We start from the raw sequence: 22,444 nt of genomic DNA, 5'->3' as shown, positions 1-22,444 counted from the left end.
GAAACGTGACGTGTATCACAGGCGGTACATCGCCTGTGCTATCGTTGCGGCATCATTCCTACAAAGTTCACAGAGTATTCCTGCATGGACGTGGCTGCCTCATCTTCAGAGCAGCGTTGCAGAGGGTGGCATTTCTGGCTCCCACTTTGCCTGTTTCTGATGAGCACTCCCTGCTTTGCCCAACCTGAAACGCCGATCAGTCTGGCTGATCAGCGTGCCAAAGCCGTGACACAAGTCGTCCTCGGCATCCTCAGCTATGCGCGCTGGCCCGTCGAACCGGCCGAGCTGCACCTGTGTGTGGTCGGCCCGACCGAATACACCGATGACTTGCTCAAGGGCGCGACCCAATCCACAGGCCGGCCGGTGCAGGTCCGACGTTTGCTGGCAAATAACCCCGCCATCGTCAGCGACTGCAACGCACTGTACTTGGGAAAACTCACGGAAGAGGAGCGCAGCACGCTGTTCCAACGGCTCAATGGCCAGCCGGTGTTGAGCATCAGTGAGCGCGATGACCGTTGCACCGTCGGCACATTGTTTTGTTTGCGCGTGGGCGATGAACAAGTGTCTTTTGAGGTCAACCTCGATTCCGTGGCCCGAAGCGGCGTGCGCATTCACCCCAGTGTGTTGCAACTGTCGCGTCGGCGGGCCGCCCAGCCATGAGTGCGTCGAAAAAGCCCCAACAACGGCGCAGCCTGCGTTCGGTGCTAAGCCGTGGGCATTTAGGGCTGGCGCTGGTGGCGGTGACGATGGCCAGCGTATCGCTGACCATTTTGGGAGTGGTCGCGTTGAAGGTGTACGCCGACCACAACCTGCACCTCATCGGCCGCTCCATCAATTACACCGTCGAGGCAGCTGTGGTATTCGAAGACCGCGCAGCAGCCACCGAAGCGTTGGCGTTGATCGCTTCGACCGAAGCCGTGGCCGATGCCAAGGTGTTCACCGCTGACGGCGAATTACTGGCGCAGTGGAAACGCCCCGAAACCGACCTGTTGTCCAAAGTCGAAATGCTGCTGGCCAACAGCTTGCTGGCGCAACCCATCACCTTGCCCATCCTGCACCAGGGGCGCGAAGTCGGCACCGTCACCCTCAGCGGCCACGGCGCCAACATGCTGCGCTTCTTGCTCAGTGGCCTGCTCGGCATTCTGGTGTGCACCATCCTCAGCGCCTAGAGTGCGTTGTTTCTGTCACGACGCTTGCTCAATGGCATCACCGGGCCGCTTCGTCAGTTAGCCCGTGTTGCCCACGCGGCGCGTCAGGAGCGGGCCTTTGATCAGCGGGTGCCTGAAGCCCGGATTCAGGAGCTGAATAACCTGGGCAACGACTTCAACGCCCTGCTCGACGAGCTGGAGTCATGGCAAACCCATCTGAAAAACGAGAATGAAACCCTCGCCCATCAGGCCAGCCACGATTCCTTGACCGACCTGCCCAACCGCGCCTACTTCGAAGCATGCTTGGCGCGGACCTTGCGCAAACTGAAAAAAGCCGACGAAAAAGCGGCCGTGTTGTTCCTCGACAGCGATCGTTTCAAAGGCATTAACGACACCTATGGCCATGCGGCAGGCGATGCCGTGCTGGTCGCCGTCGCGTCGCGCATACGCGCCCAACTGCGCGAAGAGGACCTGGTGGCGCGCCTGGGAGGCGATGAATTTGCGATTCTGCTGACCCCGCTGCACAAACCCGAAGATGCGCAACGTATTGCCGACAAGATCATTGCCAGCATGCTGGCGCCCATCGACTTGCCCCATCAGGTGCAGGTCGTGACCTCGCTCAGTATTGGCATTGCGGTTTACCCCGAACATGGCGCCACCCCGGACTCACTGCTCAGTGCCGCCGATACCGCGATGTACCAGGCCAAGCGCCAGGACCGGGGCGGCCAACACCTGGCGCAAGACCAGTCTCTTGCGCCCCCCGTCACCCTCAGGAGCTAACCCATGCGCGCGATGACTCAGCGTTATTTTCAGTTTTTCGGCCTCGGCGTCTTGTTCGTCATGCTGACGCTGAGCGGTTGCCAGACGGCGCCGCAAAAAGGCCTGACTCCGGCGCAAATCGCCGTACTCAAACAACAAGGCTTTGAACTGACCGAAGAAGGCTGGGCGTTTGGTTTGTCGGGCAAAGTCCTGTTTGGCAGCGACCTCGAAGTGCTCAACGCGCAAAGCCGGGAAATCGTCGAACGTATCGGCAAAGCGTTGCTGGCTGTGGATATCCAACGCGTGCGCGTCGACGGCCACACGGACGCCTCGGGTCAAGAAGCCTACAACGAGCAACTCTCAGTGCGCCGCGCCAACAGCGTGGTCAACGTACTGACCCAAGTGGGCATGCGCCCGGAAAACATCCAGGTGCGAGGCCTCGGCAGCCGTGAACCCGTAGCGTCCAACAAAACCCGCGCCGGACGTACCGAAAACCGCCGTGTCTCGATTGTGGTCATCGCGGACTGATCCGGTATCAAAGCGGATGATCGGCAAACTTCAACGCCCGCTTTTCCCCGAGCAGCAACGGCGTATTCAGTGGGCGTCTGAATGTCATTTCACCGTTGACGGTTGGCGCCATGCCATTGTCATCCCTTCTCCCTGGCAGTGGAAGTCAATTGTCTTTGAATCCCGGCAAGCCCTTGGACGCACGCCATTCTTTTACAATCTGCGTCACACCTTCAGGGGGGTTATCTGCTCCTGGCTCTGGATAGTAGATCAAGTCTGATCCTGCTGGGTGCTCGCTTACGTTCTCGAAGTGCAACAGGAGCAAGTTGGTGTGGGCGGGTCTTGATTACAGCTCTATATCTCGATCACCCAACGCAATTTCTACTACCTGCTCTGGCGATAGTCTCTGCGAGTAGTTCACATCGCCAAAGTACTCATCCGGCCAGAAAATCAGATCGGATATACGTTCATTGGGTATGTTGATTGCCAACATGCTCAACCAGAACTCGACTTCATGGTCAGCGCCAACATCCTCCATGACCCTTCGAGCCAACTCAACCAACTCTTGCTTGGTTACATCCGTCAGGCGCCGCTCATACGGTGTTGCTAAGACTTTGCGAACCCATGTGTCGTGAGATTGCCCACCATAGATTCCCTGAAAGTCGATGAACTCAAGTGCGGTCATTGCTTCCCGGTTGAACGCTGCCACTTGACTCCGAGTTTGTTCGTGATGTCCGCAATCAATTTCTTCAGCGTATTTCGTCAGCCGAGAAACCAAGGATTCATCCAGCACCGGTGGCATTAAGTCAGGGCGAAGCTCCATATTTTCTTTTACGCTCCCTTGATTACTCTTTAAATCCCGGCAGTCCTTGAGCAGCGCGCCATTCCTTCACGACGCGTGTTACATCCTCTGCTGATCCGCTGGAGTCAGCTTCAGGATAGTAGATAAGGTCGGTGCCATCTGGATGACCAGTGATCTCGCAGAACTCCTCTAGGAGCACGTCTAATACATCATCCGTTGGCCCTACGTTTTCAGCCAGAATCTTGTGCATGAATGCGATGAATTCGTCTTCGGTAAAGTCGGTGATATCTTTCTTCATTGTCGTGTTATCCGTTCCTGTGGATGTCGATGTGGTGCTTCGGCGTGACGACCTTCAGGTTATCGACATCGTAAGCTTTACCGCCCTTGGCTACTTCGTCTGTGTGGTGGAGTTCGAAGGAACTACGTTTTCCTGCACGGTCTCTTTAACGTGCCTTTGGTGCCTTGCCTTCTCGCATTCGGTCAACGCTATTGTCTGTGAATTGCTCCACTAATCCAGTACCTGCGACAGCCTTCCAGAGCGCCCGCCTGAAGCTGTCAAAGCTAGCGAAGCTTTTGCCCCGTAGTTGATCGGCAATCTCTGTTGGTATCGGGGCGCCAAGTCCAGAGGTAGCCCCGGCGAGCCAGATACCCGTCACATCTTTCCCCTGTCCTGTAACGGTACCGGGGGCAAGCCGGACATTCATCACGATGTACAGCGGCTGAATGCCAGAGTCAGCCGGGAACACAAGGATGAAATCTTTGTAAGCGTCCGGGTAGAGCGGACTGACGATAATGTTATCCGCCTGTTCAGTGGGCGGATAAATCCAAATCTGTGGCGCCTGTGGTGCGCCTTCTAACGCTGGAATACCTAAGGTGTCGGATGGGGCAGGCGGCACCCTCGCGGCTTGGATCGTCATGAAAATCTTCGACAGCTACTACGATGTTTCACTTTTCATTCGATAGGCTCAGAACCTAGAGTTTGTAGCTCGCGATTGAGCGGGCTTTTCTTTTTTCTGTCAGTTCTTGAAGCCCGGTAGACTATTCGCACGGCAATAGTTGCCTACGGTGCGTGTTACACCTTCTGCTGAATCATCCTCGCCATCCTCTGGATAGTACAGTAGGTCGCTTCCTGCCGGATGGGGAACAATCTTGTTGAAGTGATCGACAAGCTCGCCCCTTTCGTCCTCGGTGGTTGCGTCTTCAATCGCCTGAATCAGCGACTTGAATTCCTGTTCGGTGTAGTCAGCCAGTTGGCTCTTCAATTCCATTACTCAACTCCCCTGTGAATGTCGATATGGCGTCTAGGGGTGACGACATTGATGTTGTCGGTATCGTATACCGCACCACCATCCTTGATTAGTTCGATGTGGTGCAGCTCGAATGCGATTCGTTTTCCTGCATGTCCAGCCCTCGGGCTGACAGGTGCCAGACCATTTAACATGCCTTTAAGGTTGCGTTCGTTGAATTGCTGACTTAGCTCTGGGTCTTTGGCTACAAGCTCCCAGAAGGTTTTTCGGAAAGTGTCGAAGTCCTTGAATTCCCGTCCCCGCAGTTGGTCTGCGATTTGTGAGGGAACCGGTACACCAAGTCCTACACCAGCACCTGCAAGCCATATTCCTACTACGTCCTGCCCTTGGCCTGTAACAATGCCAGGCTTTCGACGAACGTTCATCACGATGTAAAGCGGCTGAATGCCAGAGTCAGCCGGGAACACAAGGATGAAGTCTTTGTACTCGGGCGGGTAGATCGGGTTGACGATGATGCTATCCGCTTTCTCAGATGGCGGATAAATCCAGATTTGTGGGGCTTGAGGTGCACCCTCTAACGCTGGAATACCTAAGGTGTTGGACGGGTCAGCGGCGGGTGTCCATATCAGGGTTACGCCATCGCCCAAGTCAGCCACTTGCCGGGAGCCTTGGGCAACGAACTGCACCACGGGAATCATTTCCCAGTCGCGGCGCTTCTGGGTGTTGTACCCGTACCCCTTCAAGGTGCCGTCGGCCTGCTGCTCAACGTGCAGGCGAACACGTATACGTCCCTCTTTAAGCGTCTGGAGCTGTTCTTCGGTATATAGGCTGCTGTCGCCCAAGCTGGATGGCCACAGCAATGCAACCACTCCCACCAAAAGACCCGCAGCAACACCCGTGGTGGGCCCGGACGCCACAGCACCAGCCGTACACAAACCACCACAAGACACACCGCCTGCGGTGGCAGTAGCAGCGCCGCCCAATAGAAGTGTTCCCAGTGACGAGGGTACGGAGCCGCTGATTTTCTTAAGGGGAATGTTTCCTTGTGCATCCGTTTCACGGCCGCCCAGCAAGGCAAACTCGCCATATTGGCTAACCGGATCGGTAGGGATGGCTCCGCCGGGACTGATGTAGTTGATGGTTCCGTATGGCAGCGTGCAACTCTTGGCAAAGACGCATCCGCGTGAGGCCACCACATCCGGCTTCTTGATCGAACGCCTGCGTGCGTCAGCTTCCCGCTCGTTCCGTGCATTCGCCGCCAGTGTTCTGTCCCAAGCGGCCTGTGCTTGCTCTGTGGCCTCGGCATGTCGCCGGTTGCCATCGATCCCATTACATCCCAGGGTATTCGGGAAGATATGCTTAACCGCCATAACACCGCCTCTGCAATTTGACGATCCGTATTCACCGCCTAAGTGCAACAGGACGCTACTTCACAGATGTTTGGCTTGTCGGTAGGAAGATTCTCAAAAGTTATAAAAAGTCGTCACTGGATGCTTGAATGGGGAGGCACCCTTGAGTGGGGCGGAATGCACACGTCGGCGTATGACGAGTTACCTCCAAGTCTTGTTACAAGGCGTTGGAAATGGCTTGCTAACCCCCGTTAAATGCTCAATCGGCAAACTTCAACGCCCGCGTTTCCCCGAGCAGCAACGGCGCATTCAGCTCAGTCACCTCACGGATGTAATCCCACAGCAGGGTGATCCGCTTCAGCTTGCGCAGGTCCTCGCGGCAGTACATCCAGAACTGCCGCGTGAGATTGATCTCTTGCGGCAATACCGGCAGCAGGCGCGGGTCTTGAGCCGCCAAAAAGCACGGCAGAATCGCCATTGATCGACCTTGCTGCGCGGCGACGTATTGGGCGATCACGCTGGTGCTGCGCAGGGTGGCGCTGGCGCCCGGCAGGACGTTCGCCAGGTACAGCAGCTCGGAACTGAAGGCCAGGTCGTCGACATAACTGATAAACGGATGCTCTGCCAGATCTGACGGGCGACGAATCGGCGGGTGAGCGTCGAGGTAGTCCTGGGTCGCATAGAGTTGCAGCCGGTAGTCGCACAATTTGCAACACACATACGGCCCATGCTCGGGGCGCTCCAGCGCGATCACGATGTCAGCTTCGCGCTTGGACAGGCTGATGAAGTGCGGCAGCGGCAGGATGTCCACCGAAATGGCCGGGTAGGTGTCCACAAAATGGCTGAGCTGCGGGGTGATGAAAAAGCTGCCGAAGCCTTCTGTGCAGCCCATGCGCACATGCCCCGACAACGCCACGCCCGACCCCGACACTTGCTCGCAGGCCATGTGCAGCATGCTTTCGATTGACTCCGCATAGCCCAGCAAACGCTGGCCTTCATTGGTCAGGGTGAAGCCATTGGTGCGCGACTTTTCAAACAGCAACGTGCCGAGTGCCGTCTCCAGCGAACTGATGCGTCGCGATACCGTGGTGTAGTCCACCGCCAGCCGTTTGGCCGCGCTGCTGGCTTTGCGGGTACGGGCCACCTCAAGAAAATACTTCAGGTCGTCCCAGTTCAGTGCGCTCAACGAAGTGATGTTTTTTTGCATGTTAGACCGGCTTTTATGTGCGTTCTTATTAGAAGAACGCACACCTATACTCCAAAAACAGTCCCGCGACCAACCCGTCGCCCCTCCCATAAGAATAATTCCGGAGACTTCCATGACGGCTTCTACCCCGTATCAAAACGCCCGCTTGCTGATTGACGGTGAGTGGATCGAGTCGCAAACCACGCAGTGGCAAGACATCGTCAACCCGGCCACTCAGCAAGTGCTGGCCAAAGTCCCGTTCGCCACTGCAGCTGAAGTCAACGCGGCCATCGAGGCCGCTCAGCGTGCCTTCCAGACCTGGAAGCTGACGCCGATCGGTGCGCGCATGCGCATCATGCTCAAGCTGCAAGCACTGATCCGTGAACACTCCAAACGCATCGCCACCGTGCTCAGTGCCGAGCAGGGCAAAACCATTGCAGACGCCGAGGGCGATATTTTTCGTGGCCTGGAAGTGGTTGAGCACGCGTGCTCCATCGGCACGCTGCAAATGGGCGAATTCGCTGAAAACGTCGCGGGCGGGGTCGATACCTACACCCTGCGTCAACCCATTGGTGTGTGCGCAGGGATCACGCCTTTCAACTTCCCGGCAATGATTCCGCTGTGGATGTTCCCCATGGCCATCGCCTGCGGTAACACATTCGTTCTCAAGCCTTCGGAGCAAGACCCGTTGTCGACCCTGATGCTGGTCGAGCTGGCGCTTGAAGCCGGTGTGCCGCCGGGTGTGCTCAACGTGGTCCACGGTGGCAAGGAAGTGGTGGATGCGCTGTGTACCCACGCCGATATCAAAGCTGTTTCGTTTGTCGGCTCAACCGCGGTCGGCACTCATGTCTATGACCTGGCCGGCCGCCATGGCAAGCGCGTGCAATCGATGATGGGCGCCAAGAACCACGCCGTGGTGCTACCGGACGCCAACCGTCAACAGACCCTGAATGCGCTGGTCGGTGCCAGTTTCGGCGCGGCGGGTCAGCGTTGCATGGCCACCTCCGTGGTGGTGCTGGTGGGCGCGGCCAAACAGTGGCTGCCAGACCTCAAGGCGCTGGCGCAACAACTCAAAGTGAACGCAGGCAGTGAGCCGGGCACTGACGTCGGCCCGGTGATTTCCAAGCGGGCGAAAGAGCGGGTGCTCAGCTTGATTGAAAGCGGGATCAAGGAAGGGGCGAAGCTGGAACTCGATGGTCGCACGGTGAGCGTGCCGGGTTTCGAGCAGGGCAACTTTGTCGGGCCGACCCTGTTTTCGGGCGTGACCACCGACATGCAGATCTATACCCAGGAAATCTTTGGCCCTGTGTTGGTGGTACTGGAGGTCGATACGCTGGACCAGGCCATCGCGCTGGTCAACGCCAACCCCTTCGGCAACGGCACCGGTCTGTTTACCCAAAGTGGTGCGGCCGCCCGCAAGTTCCAGAGTGAAATCGACGTGGGTCAGGTTGGCATCAACATTCCGATCCCGGTCCCGGTCCCGTTCTTCAGCTTCACCGGCTCGCGGGGCTCCAAACTGGGTGATTTGGGCCCGTACGGCAAACAGGTCGTGCAGTTTTATACCCAGACCAAGACCGTCACCAGTCGTTGGTTCGACGATGACAGCGTGAATGATGGCGTCAACACCACCATCAATCTTCGTTGAGGACAGCGTCATGAACATCGCATTTATCGGATTGGGCAACATGGGCGCGCCAATGGCGCGCAACCTGATCAAGGCCGGGCACTCGCTGAACCTGTTCGACCTGAACCAGGACATTCTCTCGGAACTCGCCGCCCAGGGCGGGCACATCAGCGCGTCGCCCAAGACGGCCGCGCAGGGGGCGCAGCTGGTGATAACCATGCTGCCCGCTGCCGCTCACGTGCGCAGCGTGTGGTTGGGTGAAGAGGGGGTGTTGGCGGGGATTGGCGAAGGCATTCCTGCCGTGGATTGCAGCACCATCGACCCGCAAACGGCCCGTGACGTGGCGGCTGCGGCGGCCAAACAGGGCGTGCAGATGGCCGATGCGCCCGTGTCCGGCGGTACGGGTGGCGCGCAGGCCGGCACCCTGACCTTTATGGTCGGTGCGCAAAAAGCGCTGTTCGATACCTTGCACCCGGTACTCGCGCAGATGGGGCGCAACATCGTCCATTGCGGGGAGGTGGGCACCGGTCAAGTGGCTAAAATCTGCAACAACCTGCTGCTGGGGATTTCCATGGTCGGTGTCAGCGAAGCCATGGCGCTGGGCGCGGCATTGGGCATCGATACCGAAGTGCTGGCCGGTGTTATCAACAGCTCGACCGGGCGCTGCTGGAGTTCCGAAACCTACAATCCGTGGCCGGGCATCGTGGAAACGGCCCCGGCGTCACGGGGGTACACCGGCGGTTTTGGGGCCGAGCTGATGCTCAAGGACTTGGGTCTGGCCACCGAAGCCGCGCGTCAGGCGCATCAGCCGGTGGTACTGGGCGCAGTGGCTCAGCAGCTGTACCAGGCGATGAGTTTGCGCGGCGAGGGCGGCAAGGACTTTTCCGCCATCATCAACAGTTATCGCAAGCCCGAATAGGGTCTTTTCCGGGAGTCCGCGTCGGGCGGGCATCCCGGTTTTTTGCGGCCATTAAAAACCCCCGGTCCTCTGCGAGTGCCGGGGGTTTTCGTTGCAGCGGCGATGAAACGGGCACTGACCCTAGCGTTGCGTGGCCAACGGTTGGCCAGTGCGCAGGCGAATACGGTAGAAACCGTAGATGATCAGCAGCCACACGGGGATGGCATACACCGAGGCGCGCACGTCGGGAATCATCCAGATCACTGACACAATCATCACCATGAAGGCCAGGCACACGATGTTGCTCAACGGCGACCAGAACGCCTTGAACGAGGGCACCACCCCTTGGACCGCCATGGCCTTGCGGAACTTGAGGTGCGTGAGGCTGATCAGCGCCCAGTTGATCATCAGCGAGGCAACCACCAGCGCAAACAGCAGTTCCAGCGCCTTGTGCGGCGCCACGTAGTTCACCACCACGCACAGCATTGTCACCAGCGCCGACACACCCAGAGCCCGCAGCGGCACGCCGTTTTTGGTCAGTTTCATCAAGGCTTTGGGCGCGTCGCCCTGTTCGGCCAGGCCGAAGAGCATGCGGCTGTTGCAGTAAACGCCGCTGTTATAGACCGACAGCGCGGCCGTCAGCACCACGAAGTTAAGAATCTGCGCCGCTGTGTTGCTGCCGATCAGGGCGAAAATCTGCACAAACGGGCTGCCGCTGTAGGCATCGCCCGAAGCGCCCAGGGTGACCAGCAACTGATCCCACGGGTACAGCGCCAGCAACACGGTCAAGGCGCCGACGTAAAAAATCAGCACGCGATACACCACCTGGTTGATCGCCTTGGGGATGACTTTTTTCGGCTCGCTGGCTTCGGCAGCGGTAATGCCCACCAGCTCCAGCCCGCCGAACGAGAACATGATGAACGCCATTGCCATCAACAGCCCGGTGCCACCGTTGGGGAAGAACCCGCCGTGGCTCCACAGGTTACTGATCGACGCCTGCGGCCCGCCGGTGCCACTGATCAGCAGGTAACAGCCGAGCGCGATCATGCCGATAATCGCCACCACTTTGATGATGGCAAACCAGAACTCCATCTCCCCGAACACTTTCACATTCAAGGTGTTGATCAGGTTGACCAGCACAAAGAACACCACGGCGCTGACCCACGTCGGCACCTCGGGCCACCAGAACTGTATGTATTTGCCGACCGCCGTGAGCTCGGCCATGCCCACCAGTACGTACAGCACCCAGTAGTTCCAGCCCGAGAGAAACCCCGCATAGCCGCCCCAGTACTTGTGGGCGAAGTGGCTGAACGACCCGGCCACTGGCTCTTCGACGATCATTTCGCCGAGCTGGCGCATGATCAGGAACGCGATAAAACCGGCAATGGCATAGCCCAGGATCATCGATGGCCCGGCGGACTTGAGGACGCCCGCCGAGCCGAGGAACAGCCCCGTCCCAATGGCGCCGCCCAGGGCAATCAGCTGGATGTGGCGGTTTTTCAGGCCGCGCTTGAGTGTGATGGGGGGAGCGTTATGGTCAGCCATCAGGTGCCCTGTTCGTTGTTGTTTTCAGTGTTGGAGTCCACGTCAGGCATGGCAGGTGCCAGCCCCTCGCGCAGTAAAGTCCGCGATAGTACTCCCGGTAAAAATTCCGGCATACAGTCATGCGTGCTTCTAGGCCAATTCCTACAAGGCTATGGCGCGCACAACGCGTCCGCCAACGCCTGTGCGTACGCCGGAAGTTGCTCGAACGAACGCGCACATAACAGCAGCCTGCGATCTGCCCACGGCTCATTGAGCGTGACCACGCGGAAGGTGCGGGGGGCTTGCCATCGCTCAATGGTGGCGCGCGGCACAATCCCCAACCCGGCGCCACGGGCGACCATGCGCAACACACCGTCAAAGCCCTCTGCGCGCAATCGCGTGGTCAGGCGAAAGCCGCTGTGCAGCGCTTGTTCCTCCAGGTACACCGCCAGCGCGCTATGGACGGAAAGGCCGACAAAATCATGGCGCAAAGCGTCGTTAAAGCACGGGGCCGCGTGCTCAGCCAGCGGATGATCAAGCGGGATCACCAGCACCAGCGGGTCATTGCGAAAGGGGCGGGTCTGTAGGTCGTGTGTGTCTACGGCATCGGAAATGATCCCGATATCGGCCGCATCCTGACGCAGGGCGTGGGTAATGCGCAGGCTGGTCAGTTCTTGCTGATCGACGCTGATCGCGGGGTGTTGGCGCACAAAGTCTGCCAGCAACTCCGGCAGGTATTCAGTGAGTGCGGAGGTGTTGCACAGCAGCCGCACACGGCCTTTGAAGCCTTGTGCGTACTCCGCCAGATCGTGCCGCATGCGCTCGGCCTGTTTCAGCAGCACCCGGGCATGCTGGGCCAGCGCCTGACCTGCTGGCGTCGGGCTGATGCCGCGTCGGCTGCGTTGCAAACATTCGACCCCTAGCGAGGCTTCCATGGCCCTGATCCGGGCGCTGGCAGCGGGCAGCGATAAATGACTGAGGCGGGCCCCCGCCGTGATATTGCCTGCCTGCACGATGTTCAAATACAGGCGCAAATCGATCAGGTCGACAGGCATCGTGGGGTTTCCTTCTGTTGCACCCGCAGCGTCGGGCGACGAGATTCGGACGGTGTGAGGTGATACAGCCTCTTGCCAAACAATAGGCTGGCTCTGGCAATGGCGCATTTTCTGCTTGTCGGCCGTGCGCCAGCATACGCGCATGAAGACATTAATCGAGTTTTACCAAACCCTGGGTTGGGCAGTGTCGCTGCTGGTCATGCTCACGTTTCTGATGGCAGGCACGGTCAAAGGGATGATCGGCCTGGGCTTGCCTACGGTGGCGATGGGCATGCTGGGGCTGGCTATTGCTCCGGCGCAGGCAGCCGCGTTGTTGATTATTCCGTCGATCGTCACCAATGCCTGGCAATTGGCAGCCGGTGGTCAATTGCGCGCTTTGATCCGGCGTTTATGGCCCATGCAGTTGGGGATTGTTTGCGGCACGGGATTCGGCATGTTGTGGCTCGGCATCGACGGCGGCAGCGGGGTGGTGCGCGCCTTAGGGGCCGCGTTATTGCTGTACGCCTTGAGCGGACTGTTTTTGCCCACCTGGCGGGTGGCGCCGGCCCGTGAGCCTTGGCTCGGGTCGCTGTGTGGCGTGGTCACGGGTGTCATTACCTCAGCGACGGGCGTGTTCGTGATCCCTGCCGTGCCGTACCTGCAAGCCTTGAGGCTGGGCAAAAATCAGTTGGTTCAAGCCTTGGGATTGTCCTTCAGTGTCTCCACCTTGGCTCTGGCTGCCGGGCTGTATGGGCGCGGCAGTTTGGGGGGCGGCGAATTGAGCGCGTCCCTGCTGGCGCTGTTACCCGCCATGCTCGGCATGTGGATCGGGCAACTCCTGCGTCAACGCGTCAGCGCGACGTTGTTCAAACGCGTCTTTTTCGTCGGCATGGCCCTGCTGGGCGCGCACTTGTTAATCAGCGGCTAGCCGAAGACGGGCTGAGCATGTCGATCAGGCGCACGTCAAAGTCGCGTGCCAGATAGTCCATGCGGTTGTCGAAAAACTGCTTCATGTGCGGCAGGTTTTCATGCACGGCCAAGTGCTCGCGGGACTGCCAGATCTCATAAAAGATGAACAGGGTGGGGTCTTGCTGATCGCGCAGCATGTGGTACTCGATGCAGCCGGGTTCCAGACGGCTAGGCGCCACGTAGGAACGAAACAACGCTTCAAAGGCGTCAGCTTTTTCGGGTTTGGTATGGGCGTGCAGAATAAATCCGTGCAATGGGCGCATCTCGTCGGCTCCTCAGGTCAGTGGTTTCGAGAGAATAAGGCAACAATGCAATGGTTATTTGTGATTATTGAGCAAATGTTATTTGCCGCGGCACGGGTATTTCCTAAAGGAAGGAATCGTTACTGTGCCGGTCACTTTTAAACCTTTAACTCCAACGCCGCTCAACAGCGCAGAGGGTTTATCCACGAGGCTGATGATGAAAAAAATACTCTTGCTCAACGGTGCCAAAAAATTTGCGCACTCGGACGGTCGTTACAACCAGACCCTGCACGACACCGCACTGGCATTTTTCGACCGCAATGGCTTTGACGTCAAAGTCACCCACATCGACGAAGGCTACGACGTGGCCGAAGAGGTGCAAAAGTTTCTGTGGGCCGACGTCATCATTTATCAAATGCCCGGCTGGTGGATGGGCGCCCCGTGGATCGTTAAAAAATACGTCGACGAAGTGTTCACCGAAGGCCATGGCAGTTTGTACGCCAGTGATGGCCGCACGCGCTCCGATGCGTCCCAGCGCTATGGCAGTGGCGGTTTGATCCACGACAAAAAATACATGCTGTCCCTGACCTGGAATGCGCCGCAGCAAGCGTTTGACGATCCGGCCGATTTCTTTGAAGGCAAGGGCGTCGATGCGGTGTATTTTCCATTCCACAAAGCCAACCAGTTTTTGGGCATGAGTGGTTTGCCGACCTTCCTGTGCGTTGACGTGATGAAGCGTCCGCAGCCTGAAGTGGATGCTGCCCGCTACGAGCAACACCTCACCGACGTGTTTCTTCGGTAACGAGAGGCTCGCAGCCGCGCGCTGCCCGGCAGCGACTACCATGACTGGCTATTCAATGAGGGACGCGTGTGAAAGCCAGATCGGATGAGTTGCAAATCTTTGTGTCGGTGATCGAGTGCGGCTCAATCTCAGCCGCCGCCGAACATGCCGGGCAGACACCGTCTGCCGTCAGTCGCACGTTGTCGCGGCTTGAAGCCAAGCTCGAGACCACGCTGATCAACCGCACCACGCGGCGCATGGACCTGACCGAGGAGGGCAAGTTTTTCTTCGAGCGTGCCAAGCAGATCCTTGAGCAAATGGACGAACTCGAAGAGCGCCTGATCGCTCACCAGCGCACGCCGTCCGGGCGCCTGCGCATCAATGCCGCGTCCCCGTTCATGCTGCATGCCATCGTGCCGTACATCCCCGAGTTTCGTGAGCTGTACCCGGACATTCAGCTGGAGCTCAACAGCAACGACCTGATTATCGACTTGCTGGAGCAAAGCACCGACATTGCCATTCGCATCGGCACCCTGGCTGACTCCACGTTGCATGCCCGCTCGTTGGGGTGCAGTCCGCTGAATATCCTTGCCAGTCCGGCGTACATCGCCGCTCACGGCATGCCGAACTCGGTCGCAGAGCTGGCCAGTCACAGCCTGATCGGCTTCACCCAAAACGATGGCCTGAACCAATGGCCTCTGCGTTATGCACAGGGCGATCGCTGGCCGATCGAGCCGAACATCAGCGCGTCCAGTGGCGAGACGGTGCGGCATCTGGCGTTGCAGGGGCAGGGCATCGCGTGCCTGTCGCATTTCATGACCCACCAAGACATCGCCGCCGGCCGTTTACAGGTGGTGCTGGGGGAGTTCAACAGCGGCTATCGTCAGCCGATTCATGCCGTGTATTACCGCAACTCGCAATTGGCCCTGCGAATTCAGTGTTTTCTGGATTTTATCCAGACCAAACTCGCGAGCTACGCGGCCGCCAACTTCACGCATTAAGCCTCGGGCTTCTCTTTTGTTGTTTGAAAAGGTTTCTGAAATCAGACAAGGTTCAGCACCGTCATACAAAAATAAAAGGAAGTCCCCATGCGTGTTGTCAGGTTCACATCCCTCACCTTGGCGGCTGCGATTGCAGCCAGCTCGTCGGCGTTTGCCGTCACTCTGGAAGGCGGCGCCGTGGCCGCCCCGGATCAATATGGCGCTGAAGTGGCCGCGCAAATCCTCAAAAAAGGCGGCAACGCCGTCGATGCTGCCGTCGCCACGGCGTTCACCCTGGCCGTGACCTACCCTGAAGCCGGCAACATTGGCGGCGGCGGGTTCATGACGTTGTTCATCGATGGCAAGCCTTACTTTCTCGACTACCGCGAAACAGCGCCCAAAGCCGCCAGCCGCGACATGTACCTGGACGACAAAGGCGAGATCATCGAAAACATGAGCCTGGTGGGCTCACGCGCTGCCGGTGTGCCGGGCACGGTGATGGGCTTGTGGGAAGCGCACCAGCGTTTCGGCAAATTGCCGTGGTCAGAGTTGCTGACCCCCGCCGTGGGGTACGCGAAAAATGGCTTCAAGGTTGCGGACAAGCAATACCAATACCGCGAGGATGCGTTGAAGCTGTTCAACGGCACCACCAACTTCGGCGATTATTTCGGCAGCATGAAGCCGGGTGAAACCTTCAAGCAGCCAGAACTGGCCACCACCCTGGAACGCATTGCCGATCAGGGCGCCCAGGAGTTTTACCGCGGCAAAACCGCCGACTTGCTGGTCGCTCAAATGCAGCAGGACAAGGGCCTGATCACCAAGGAAGACTTGAACGATTACAAGGTCAACTGGCGTGAACCGATGCGCGTCGATTTTCGTGGCAATACCCTGTACACCGCGCCACTGCCCAGCTCAGGCGGGATCGCGCTGGCGCAACTGATCGGCATCAAGGAAGCGCGGGCGGCGGACTTCAAAGGCGTCGAACTGAACTCTGCGCCGTATATCCACCTGCTGGCTGAAATTGAAAAACGCGTGTTCGCTGACCGCGCCGATTACTTGGGCGACCCGGATTTCGGCAAGATGCCTGTGGCCGAACTGACCGACCCGGCGTACATCGCCAAGCGTGCGAAAGAGGTCAACCCCACAGCCATTTCAGCGACAGACAACGTCAAACCGGGCCTGGAACCGCATCAGACCACGCACTTTTCCATTGTCGATAAAGACGGCAACGCGGTTAGCAATACCTACACCTTGAACTGGGATTACGGCAGCGGTGTTGTGGTCAAAGGCGCGGGTTTCCTGCTCAACGACGAAATGGATGACTTCAGCTCGAAACCGGGCGTGGCCAACTCGTTCGGCGTGGTGGGCGGTAACGCCAACGCGATTGAGCCGGGCAAGCGCATGCTGTCGTCGATGAGCCCGACGCTGGTGACTCGTGATGGCGACGTCACCCTGGTGCTGGGTACGCCGGGCGGATCGCGGATCTTTACCTCGATTTTCCAGGTGCTGAACAACCTGTATGACTACAACCTGCCGCTGGAGCAAGCCGTCAGCGCCCAGCGCGTGCATCACCAGTTGCTGCCCAAAGACACGATCTACTTCGATGCCTACGCGCCGATCACTGGCCAAGTGGCTGACCAACTCAAAGCCATGGGCTACACCCTGGAAGATCAGGGCTGGAACATGGGCGACATTCAGGCCATCCGCGTCAACGGCACCCAACTTGAAACAGCCTCCGACCCGCGCGGCCGTGGCGTGGGCAAAGTGGTGAAGTAACCTTCTTGCAGTCGCTGTCGGGGCAGGAGCGGCGAAGGCGTGCAAAGCGCTTTCGCCTGCTGAGCGCAGCCGCGCTCACCCCGTCAGCGGCTCCAGTTATCTGAGTGCTACGCAGTTTGTTACTATCTGTTTCTGAAACACCCTTCTGATCGTCCCGCTTTTAGGTACTCCATGAAATTCTCTCGTCTGCGTGCCGATGTTCTGGCCGGACTCACGACGTCCTTTGCCTTGCTGCCCGAGTGCATCGCTTTTGCGCTGGTGGCTCACCTCAACCCGTTAATGGGCCTGTATGGCGCGTTCATCATTTGCACCCTCACCGCGCTGTTCGGCGGCCGTCCCGGCATGGTGTCCGGCGCGGCCGGGTCGATGGCGGTGGTGATTATCGCGCTGGTGGTGCAACACGGCGTGCAGTACTTCCTCGCCACGGTGCTGCTGGGCGGCCTGATCATGATGGCGTTCGGGCTGCTCCGGCTCGGCAAATTGGTGCGCATGGTCCCGCACCCGGTGATGCTGGGGTTCGTCAACGGGCTGGCGATCATCATTGCCATGGCCCAGCTGGAGCATTTCAAGCAGGACGGGCAGTGGCTCACGGGCACGCCGTTGTATGTGATGGCCGGGCTGGTGGCGCTGACGATGCTGGTGGTCTACGGCCTGCCGCGCCTGACCAAAGTGGCGCCGCCCGCGCTGGTGGCGATTTTGGGGGTGGGGCTGGCGGTGTACCTGTTGGGCCTGCCGACCCGCACGCTGGGCGACATGGCCCACATCGCAGGCGGCTGGCCGAGCTTCAGCCTGCCGCAGATCCCATGGACCTTCGACACCCTGCGCATCATCGCGCCCTATGCGTTTTTGATGGCCATGGTCGGACTGCTGGAAACGTTGCTCACCCTTAACCTGACGGACGAAATCACCGAAAGCCGTGGTTACCCGGACCGCGAATGCGTGGCGTTGGGCGCTGCGAACATGGTGTCCGGCGCGTTTGGCGGCATGGGCGGGTGCGCGATGATCGGCCAGACCGTGGTCAACCTCAGCTCCGGCGGTCGCGGGCGACTGTCAGGTGTGGTCGCGGGGGTGATGATTGTGTTGTTCGTGCTGTTTCTGTCGCCGTTGATCGAGCGTATTCCCCTGGCGGCGCTGGTGGGGGTGATGTTTGTGGTCGCGCAGCAAACCTTCGCCTGGGCCTCGTTGCGGGTGCTGAACAAAGTACCGCTCAACGACGTACTGGTGATCGTTGCCGTGACGGTGATTACGGTGTTCACCGACCTGGCCTTTGCGGTGCTGTGCGGCATCATCATCGCCGCGCTGAACTTTGCCTGGCAGCAAGCGCGTCAGTTGTACGCCGACAGCTCGCTGGAGCGTGATGGCAGCAAGCTGTACCGCGTGCATGGGACGCTGTTTTTTGCGTCTACGACCACGTTTTTAAATCAGTTCGACCCGGCCAACGACCCGGCCCAGGTGACGCTCGATTGTCGTCACCTGAGCTTTGTCGATTATTCGGCCATTGCCGCACTGATGACATTGCGCGAGCGCTATGCCAAGGCGGGCAAACACCTGCGGGTGCTGAACGTGTCCGAGCGCTGCAAAAAGCTGCTTAAACGGGCACGCGTGCAGGCGGTGTAATCAGTCGTCGTGAACCACGCGGCGGATGGTGCCACCGCAGTTTTGGTAGCAGGCGTTGTAGTCTTCGCCGCAGGTGTCGCCAAAGCCGCCGTAGTGGTAACTCGCGGTGGGATAGCTGCACAATTTGCGCTGTTTTTTATCGCCGTTCTGACGGCAATAGTTGTACGCCGTCAACTGCGCATCGTAGAGCGCTCGCTGGGTTTGCGACTGCATCTGGGCCATCGTTTTGCACTGGCTTTTTTGACTGGAGCAGGCGTTGATGCAGTATTTGCCGGCCACGTCCGGTGGCGGCGAATACACATAAGAGACATTCGGGCCGCAGCCCTGCAAGGTCAGCAATACACACCACGCACCGATCCAGCCACACACTTTTAAACGCATTCTCGACCTACTCAAGCCTGAGCGCGCTGAAGCAGCGTCGATTCAGGGAAATAAACGGGTCAAGACTGTATCGATTCTGCGGCCGTGGCTGCCTTCACTCACGGCCGTTTTTTTTTAGATTTCTCGCCGCGCTGGCATTCAGTTGATCCGTTAATCCATGACCCCGCGACGCGGTTGGCAATGAAGCGGGAACAGACCCTAGGGTTGGCAATCCGCAGCCAGGACCTGAGCCTGGGTCAAACCCTCGGCCGAACGCCAGGGAGCGAGGTTCCATTCTCCGGCGCTGCGGTACCTGGAGGCCAGGCACTGGAGCTGTTCTGCTATCGAATGACCTGGCGCCAAGGCGTTGAACTCGGCATCCGCGCCGTGCAGCGCCAGCAACTCTTTGCTCGCGGCCTGGCTGTTAAACAGCGCAACCGCTTGACTGCATGCGCTGGGTGTTACCACCAACCACCATTTGCCCTCTTTCAACACCCAGCGCGACGAATCGAAGTAGGTGGGGCATACCCGTTGATCGGCTTGATTGAACGTGAAGACCGCGTGCTCTTTCATGGTGGCCGGGTAGGTGATTTTGATAATGGGGGTGTAGGCGCGCTTGTTCTCGACGACCCAATCCAGTTGATCCTGTTGAGCGGCCGCCAGCCCGCTGCCCAGATACGGATCGTCTACGTAAAAGAACGCCATGATCGGCAGCGAATCCGGGTTTTCTGCCCAGGTCGATAAGCGCAGTGTGTTGGGTGTTTCAAAGGTGTCGTATTCAAGTTGGTCCGAATTTTTAAGCAGCAGTGATCGGGCCTTCAGGCTGGCATAAAAGTGTTGCGCCCCCTTTTCTTCAAAGCGACCGCTGACCTCCCGGAAGGCGCATTGCTTTCTGAGGTTGCCATCGGTTTTCAAATGGTCGTCGACCCAGTCTTCAGCCGTATGAATGTTCAGTGCTTCACAGGACGTTTCGACGGCCGATGTATCGAATTGATCCCCGCACCCTTTATCGTCCCGTTTGTGCGTCCATGTCGCGAGAGGAAACGCGCACAGCACCTGGGGCGCTTTTTTTATGGGCGGCTGGGCATGGCCATAGGGGTAAAACACAAAGCCATTGAGCGTATTGGCGTCGGGGTTATTGAACCGGGTGTCGGCGCGCAAGTAGATGAAAGAGGTGCCCCCGCTTGAGACCGCAGCGCGCCCCGGATTCCAGGCGTAATGCCCCGGGCGCGGGCGTGTGTTTTTTATCATCAGGCCCGAACAGTAATAGGCCGGGCGTTGCCCGTCAGCACAAGATTCAACTGTGGACAGGTAGTACCGGGTCATCTCGGCGGCAATGTCATCACCCGGTTCAGCCAGAGCGTTAAACGTCAGGCCGGCCAGGGCCGTTAAATAAATCAGGCGGGAGAATGTCCGAGGGGCCCTTTTTGTTTTAATTGGCCGTGTTATCGGGGGGCGGCCGTCCGAGATGATCATTGTCGTCATGCAATGCTCTAACGGTTGAGTGGGGTGCTCCTTTATTAAGTGATTTCACGCGGTTTTTATACTGTCATAAATGACAGGTAGCCCCAGCCCCACGGGCCGCTGCGGGCCTGACGCGGGAGTGAGCTTCAGCCAGTCTGAAAACAAAAAGCCCTTCATTGAGAAGGGCTTGAGATCAACGTCGTGGCGGCTGCATCAGATTCTGAAGTGGCTCACCATCATTTGCAGCTGATTGCCCAGGCGGGCCAATTCGATGCTGGACTTGGCCGTTTCATCGCTCGCGGCGGCGGTTTGTTCCGACACGTCACGCACGTTGATGATGCTGCGGCTGATTTCTTCTGCCACGGCGCTCTGTTGTTCCGCCGCTGCCGCGATTTGCTGGTTCATCGACTGGATGTTGGACACGGTCCGCGTGATGCCTTGCAGCGAAGTCCCCGCCTGACGGGTCAGGGTCACGCTGCTGTCGGTCAGGCTGCGGCTGCTGTTCATCACGCTGGCCACGTGTTGGGTGCCACTTTGCAGGGCCGCGACCAACGTCTGGATTTCTTCGGTGGACTTTTGCGTACGCTGGGCCAGCCCCCGCACTTCATCCGCGACGACGGCAAACCCGCGACCGGCTTCACCGGCACGTGCGGCTTCAATGGCGGCGTTGAGGGCCAGCAGGTTGGTTTGCTCGGCCACTGCTTTAATCACGTCCATCACGCTGCCGATCTTGTCGCTTTCCTGTTGCAGCACGGCCATGGCTTCGGTCGAACGACCCACTTCCACCGCCAGACGCTCGATCTGGTCGATGGCCTGATTAACCACCTGGTCGCCTTCGCGGGCTTCAGCGTCGGCTGCCGCGGCGGCTTGCGAGGCGTCTTCAGCATTGCGTGCAACTTCCTGCACGGTGGCGGTCATTTCATGCATGGCGGTGGCCACTTGATCGGTCTCGATCTTTTGGCTGTTGACCCCGGCGCTGGTCTGCTCGGTCACGGCCGACAACTCTTCGGCGGCGCTGGCAATTTGCGTCACGCCATCGCGGATGCCGCCAATCAGCTCGCGCAGGGTGGTGCCCATGCGCGCAATCCCTTGTTGCAACACGCCCAGGTCATCGCGGCGGGTGACGCGCAGGTTGTGGCTCAGATCGCCCCCGGCAATACGCTCCACGACTTCCAGGGTTTCACGCAGCGGGCGGGTGATCTGGCGGGTGATGATGACGGCGGCCAGTATCCCGAACAACAGCACCAGCAGCGTGCTGACCAATTGAATGGTGTTGGCGTTGGCGCTTTCGTTGTCGCGGCGCTCCAGCTGGATGGTGTACAACGCATCGCTGCGGTTGAGGATGCCCGACCCGTAGTCGGTCATTTCCTTGCGCATGTCAGTGATGGTTTTGTCGGTGTCGGCGTAGACCTGCAAGGCGTGCTGATAGTGCGACAACGCGTCATCCAGGGTGCGAAGGGTCTCAGGAGCGCTGGCGACGAAATAGGTGTTGAGCGTGGTCAGGCTGGCAATCGCCTCGTTGAGTTGCTGGCGTGCGGCCTGTTCGTTAGCGGTGGTCTGGGCGGCGATGTAGGCGCGGACTTGGTAGCGGGCGACGAGGAATTTTTCGCGAACGGTGGTCAGCGTTTCCAATTGCTCAAAGCGGTCCTGTTCACTGGCACTGCTCTGCATGACGCGGCTTTTCAACAGGTCCATCGCGTCGCGCGCGACTTTCGAGTACTGGTCCATTTCATCGCGAGACACCGCCGATTCCACATACGCTTTGCGCATGGTGACCAGGGCCGATTGGTACTGTTTGATGATCTCGTGCTGTTCGTTAAGCAGCTTGAGGTTTTCCGGGCTCTTGAACGATGCAATCAGCTGTTTTTGCTGCACCACAAAGGCGTCCAGATTGGTCTGCACGTTTTGCGCCGCGGTTTCGTCGCCATCGGTGAGCATGTACTGCAAGCGCGCCACGCGCAGGTTGGTCAATGAACTGTTGAGGCGGGTGATGTCGCTCATCCAGTTACTGCGGTCGATCAGCTTGTCCAGGCTGAGCCAGTCGCTGATGGCCATTAATAACGTAAGGGTCAACACCAGGCCAAAGCCCAGTGCGAGTTTCATGTTGACGCTGATATTGCTCAGCCAGCTGTTCATGCGTTCCTCCAGGAACCGTTCGCTTCTTGATCGAGATTTCG

Annotated in this window: 20 protein-coding genes and 4 pseudogenes; 10 read left to right on the top strand and 14 right to left on the bottom strand. The window is 58.8% G+C overall.

Annotation, left to right across the window (positions count from 1 at the left end):
* Positions 1–84: 84 nt before the first annotated feature.
* From yfiR to yfiB, 3 genes and pseudogenes are all read left to right on the top strand, one after another.
* A complete protein-coding gene (gene yfiR, locus TU74_RS19700; RefSeq protein ID WP_047277667.1) occupies positions 85–660 on the top strand; it encodes a regulatory sequestration protein YfiR in 576 nt (191 codons plus the stop codon).
* Positions 657–1,928: pseudogene (dgcN, locus tag TU74_RS19695) on the top strand (diguanylate cyclase DgcN/YfiN). The gene yfiR and the pseudogene dgcN overlap by 4 nt, the downstream one beginning before the upstream one ends.
* Before the next feature lie 3 nt (positions 1,929–1,931).
* Positions 1,932–2,435, top strand: a complete 504-nt coding sequence (gene yfiB, locus TU74_RS19690) for an outer membrane lipoprotein YfiB (RefSeq protein ID WP_047277663.1) — start codon at positions 1,932–1,934, stop codon at positions 2,433–2,435.
* A gap of 145 nt (positions 2,436–2,580) precedes the next feature.
* Here the strand turns inward: yfiB and TU74_RS24020 are convergent.
* The 7 genes and pseudogenes from TU74_RS24020 to TU74_RS19660 all read right to left on the bottom strand — a co-directional run.
* Positions 2,581–2,736, bottom strand: a pseudogene (locus tag TU74_RS24020) (bacteriocin immunity protein); the annotation flags it as partial.
* Between the two features lie 24 nt (positions 2,737–2,760).
* Complete coding sequence (locus tag TU74_RS24015; RefSeq protein WP_047277661.1) at positions 2,761–3,237, bottom strand: hypothetical protein; 477 nt, start codon at positions 3,235–3,237, stop codon at positions 2,761–2,763.
* A 22-nt stretch (positions 3,238–3,259) separates the two neighbouring features.
* Positions 3,260–3,514, bottom strand: a complete 255-nt coding sequence (locus tag TU74_RS19680; RefSeq protein ID WP_048377411.1) for a bacteriocin immunity protein — start codon at positions 3,512–3,514, stop codon at positions 3,260–3,262.
* Between the two features lie 7 nt (positions 3,515–3,521).
* Positions 3,522–4,133 (bottom strand): annotated as a pseudogene (locus tag TU74_RS19675) (S-type pyocin domain-containing protein).
* Between the two features lie 99 nt (positions 4,134–4,232).
* A complete protein-coding gene (locus TU74_RS19670; RefSeq protein ID WP_047278554.1) occupies positions 4,233–4,484 on the bottom strand; it encodes a bacteriocin immunity protein in 252 nt (83 codons plus the stop codon).
* Positions 4,484–5,833, bottom strand: a complete 1,350-nt coding sequence (locus tag TU74_RS19665) for an S-type pyocin domain-containing protein (protein ID WP_082149902.1) — start codon at positions 5,831–5,833, stop codon at positions 4,484–4,486. Before TU74_RS19665 ends, TU74_RS19670 begins: the two co-directional genes overlap by 1 nt.
* Positions 5,834–6,071: 238 nt before the next feature.
* The gene (locus TU74_RS19660) at positions 6,072–7,019 is read right to left on the bottom strand and encodes a LysR family transcriptional regulator (RefSeq protein WP_048377410.1); all 948 of its coding nucleotides are present in this window, start codon (positions 7,017–7,019) and stop codon (positions 6,072–6,074) included.
* Between the two features lie 112 nt (positions 7,020–7,131).
* Between TU74_RS19660 and TU74_RS19655 the strand changes: the two genes are divergently transcribed.
* Positions 7,132–8,643, top strand: coding sequence for a CoA-acylating methylmalonate-semialdehyde dehydrogenase (locus TU74_RS19655; protein WP_047277653.1), 1,512 nt, complete (start codon positions 7,132–7,134; stop codon positions 8,641–8,643).
* 10 nt (positions 8,644–8,653) lie between these two features.
* Positions 8,654–9,541: a 3-hydroxyisobutyrate dehydrogenase gene (gene mmsB, locus TU74_RS19650; protein ID WP_047277651.1), complete on the top strand. Its 888-nt coding sequence runs from the start codon at positions 8,654–8,656 to the stop codon at positions 9,539–9,541.
* A gap of 120 nt (positions 9,542–9,661) precedes the next feature.
* Here mmsB and TU74_RS19645 read toward each other — a convergent pair whose 3' ends face one another.
* Positions 9,662–11,065, bottom strand: a complete 1,404-nt coding sequence (locus tag TU74_RS19645) for an amino acid permease (RefSeq protein WP_047277649.1) — start codon at positions 11,063–11,065, stop codon at positions 9,662–9,664.
* A 149-nt stretch (positions 11,066–11,214) separates the two neighbouring features.
* Positions 11,215–12,099 (bottom strand): LysR substrate-binding domain-containing protein, encoded by an 885-nt coding sequence (locus TU74_RS19640; RefSeq protein WP_048377409.1) that lies wholly within the window; start codon positions 12,097–12,099, stop codon positions 11,215–11,217.
* A gap of 142 nt (positions 12,100–12,241) precedes the next feature.
* Here TU74_RS19640 and TU74_RS19635 point away from each other — a divergent pair, with 142 nt between their 5' ends.
* A complete protein-coding gene (locus TU74_RS19635) occupies positions 12,242–13,006 on the top strand; it encodes a sulfite exporter TauE/SafE family protein (protein WP_048377408.1) in 765 nt (254 codons plus the stop codon).
* Here TU74_RS19635 and TU74_RS19630 read toward each other — a convergent pair.
* A complete protein-coding gene (locus TU74_RS19630) occupies positions 12,996–13,310 on the bottom strand; it encodes a putative quinol monooxygenase (RefSeq protein WP_047277644.1) in 315 nt (104 codons plus the stop codon). The genes TU74_RS19635 and TU74_RS19630 overlap by 11 nt on opposite strands.
* Positions 13,311–13,506: 196 nt before the next feature.
* Between TU74_RS19630 and mdaB the strand changes: the two genes are divergently transcribed.
* From mdaB to TU74_RS19610, 4 genes are all read left to right on the top strand, one after another.
* Positions 13,507–14,091, top strand: coding sequence for an NADPH:quinone oxidoreductase MdaB (gene mdaB / locus TU74_RS19625; protein WP_047278542.1), 585 nt, complete (start codon positions 13,507–13,509; stop codon positions 14,089–14,091).
* Between the two features lie 68 nt (positions 14,092–14,159).
* A complete protein-coding gene (locus TU74_RS19620; protein ID WP_047277640.1) occupies positions 14,160–15,071 on the top strand; it encodes a LysR family transcriptional regulator in 912 nt (303 codons plus the stop codon).
* An 87-nt stretch (positions 15,072–15,158) separates the two neighbouring features.
* Positions 15,159–16,826 carry a gamma-glutamyltransferase gene (gene ggt, locus TU74_RS19615; protein WP_048377407.1) on the top strand — a complete coding sequence of 556 codons (1,668 nt, stop codon included), beginning with the start codon at positions 15,159–15,161 and terminating at the stop codon, positions 16,824–16,826.
* A gap of 171 nt (positions 16,827–16,997) precedes the next feature.
* Complete coding sequence (locus TU74_RS19610; RefSeq protein ID WP_048377406.1) at positions 16,998–18,443, top strand: SulP family inorganic anion transporter; 1,446 nt, start codon at positions 16,998–17,000, stop codon at positions 18,441–18,443.
* On the opposite strand, the gene TU74_RS19605 is transcribed toward TU74_RS19610, so the two are convergent.
* From TU74_RS19605 to TU74_RS25120, 4 genes and pseudogenes are all read right to left on the bottom strand, one after another.
* Positions 18,444–18,824, bottom strand: coding sequence for a hypothetical protein (locus tag TU74_RS19605; RefSeq protein ID WP_047277634.1), 381 nt, complete (start codon positions 18,822–18,824; stop codon positions 18,444–18,446).
* 198 nt (positions 18,825–19,022) lie between these two features.
* Positions 19,023–20,054, bottom strand: coding sequence for a DUF2599 domain-containing protein (locus TU74_RS19600; RefSeq protein ID WP_157315196.1), 1,032 nt, complete (start codon positions 20,052–20,054; stop codon positions 19,023–19,025).
* Positions 20,055–20,480: 426 nt separating this feature from the next.
* Positions 20,481–21,194, bottom strand: coding sequence for a methyl-accepting chemotaxis protein (locus tag TU74_RS25125; protein ID WP_371058662.1), 714 nt, complete (start codon positions 21,192–21,194; stop codon positions 20,481–20,483).
* Between the two features lie 141 nt (positions 21,195–21,335).
* Positions 21,336–22,268 (bottom strand): annotated as a pseudogene (locus TU74_RS25120) (methyl-accepting chemotaxis protein); the annotation flags it as partial.
* Positions 22,269–22,444: the final 176 nt, after the last annotated feature.

The organism is Pseudomonas lundensis, from assembly GCF_001042985.1.
Classification (GTDB): domain Bacteria; phylum Pseudomonadota; class Gammaproteobacteria; order Pseudomonadales; family Pseudomonadaceae; genus Aquipseudomonas; species Aquipseudomonas lundensis.
The sequence above is the reverse complement of the archived record's forward strand: the minus strand, read 5'-3'. Positions and strand labels throughout refer to the sequence as shown.

Bases quoted from the DNA above. Each gene is read 5' to 3' on its own strand.
- yfiR (WP_047277667.1), top strand. From the start codon at position 85: ATGGACGTGGCTGCCTCATCTTCAGAGCAGCGTTGCAGAGGGTGGCAT.
- yfiB (WP_047277663.1), top strand. From the start codon at position 1,932: ATGCGCGCGATGACTCAGCGTTATTTTCAGTTTTTCGGCCTCGGCGTC.
- TU74_RS24015 (WP_047277661.1), bottom strand. From the start codon at position 3,237: ATGGAGCTTCGCCCTGACTTAATGCCACCGGTGCTGGATGAATCCTTG.
- TU74_RS19680 (WP_048377411.1), bottom strand. From the start codon at position 3,514: ATGAAGAAAGATATCACCGACTTTACCGAAGACGAATTCATCGCATTC.
- TU74_RS19670 (WP_047278554.1), bottom strand. From the start codon at position 4,484: ATGGAATTGAAGAGCCAACTGGCTGACTACACCGAACAGGAATTCAAG.
- TU74_RS19665 (WP_082149902.1), bottom strand. From the start codon at position 5,833: ATGGCGGTTAAGCATATCTTCCCGAATACCCTGGGATGTAATGGGATC.
- TU74_RS19660 (WP_048377410.1), bottom strand. From the start codon at position 7,019: ATGCAAAAAAACATCACTTCGTTGAGCGCACTGAACTGGGACGACCTG.
- TU74_RS19655 (WP_047277653.1), top strand. From the start codon at position 7,132: ATGACGGCTTCTACCCCGTATCAAAACGCCCGCTTGCTGATTGACGGT.
- mmsB (WP_047277651.1), top strand. From the start codon at position 8,654: ATGAACATCGCATTTATCGGATTGGGCAACATGGGCGCGCCAATGGCG.
- TU74_RS19645 (WP_047277649.1), bottom strand. From the start codon at position 11,065: ATGGCTGACCATAACGCTCCCCCCATCACACTCAAGCGCGGCCTGAAA.
- TU74_RS19640 (WP_048377409.1), bottom strand. From the start codon at position 12,099: ATGCCTGTCGACCTGATCGATTTGCGCCTGTATTTGAACATCGTGCAG.
- TU74_RS19635 (WP_048377408.1), top strand. From the start codon at position 12,242: ATGAAGACATTAATCGAGTTTTACCAAACCCTGGGTTGGGCAGTGTCG.
- TU74_RS19630 (WP_047277644.1), bottom strand. From the start codon at position 13,310: ATGCGCCCATTGCACGGATTTATTCTGCACGCCCATACCAAACCCGAA.
- mdaB (WP_047278542.1), top strand. From the start codon at position 13,507: ATGAAAAAAATACTCTTGCTCAACGGTGCCAAAAAATTTGCGCACTCG.
- ggt (WP_048377407.1), top strand. From the start codon at position 15,159: ATGCGTGTTGTCAGGTTCACATCCCTCACCTTGGCGGCTGCGATTGCA.
- TU74_RS19610 (WP_048377406.1), top strand. From the start codon at position 16,998: ATGAAATTCTCTCGTCTGCGTGCCGATGTTCTGGCCGGACTCACGACG.
- TU74_RS19605 (WP_047277634.1), bottom strand. From the start codon at position 18,824: ATGCGTTTAAAAGTGTGTGGCTGGATCGGTGCGTGGTGTGTATTGCTG.
- TU74_RS19600 (WP_157315196.1), bottom strand. From the start codon at position 20,054: ATGATAAAAAACACACGCCCGCGCCCGGGGCATTACGCCTGGAATCCG.
- TU74_RS25125 (WP_371058662.1), bottom strand. From the start codon at position 21,194: ATGCATGAAATGACCGCCACCGTGCAGGAAGTTGCACGCAATGCTGAA.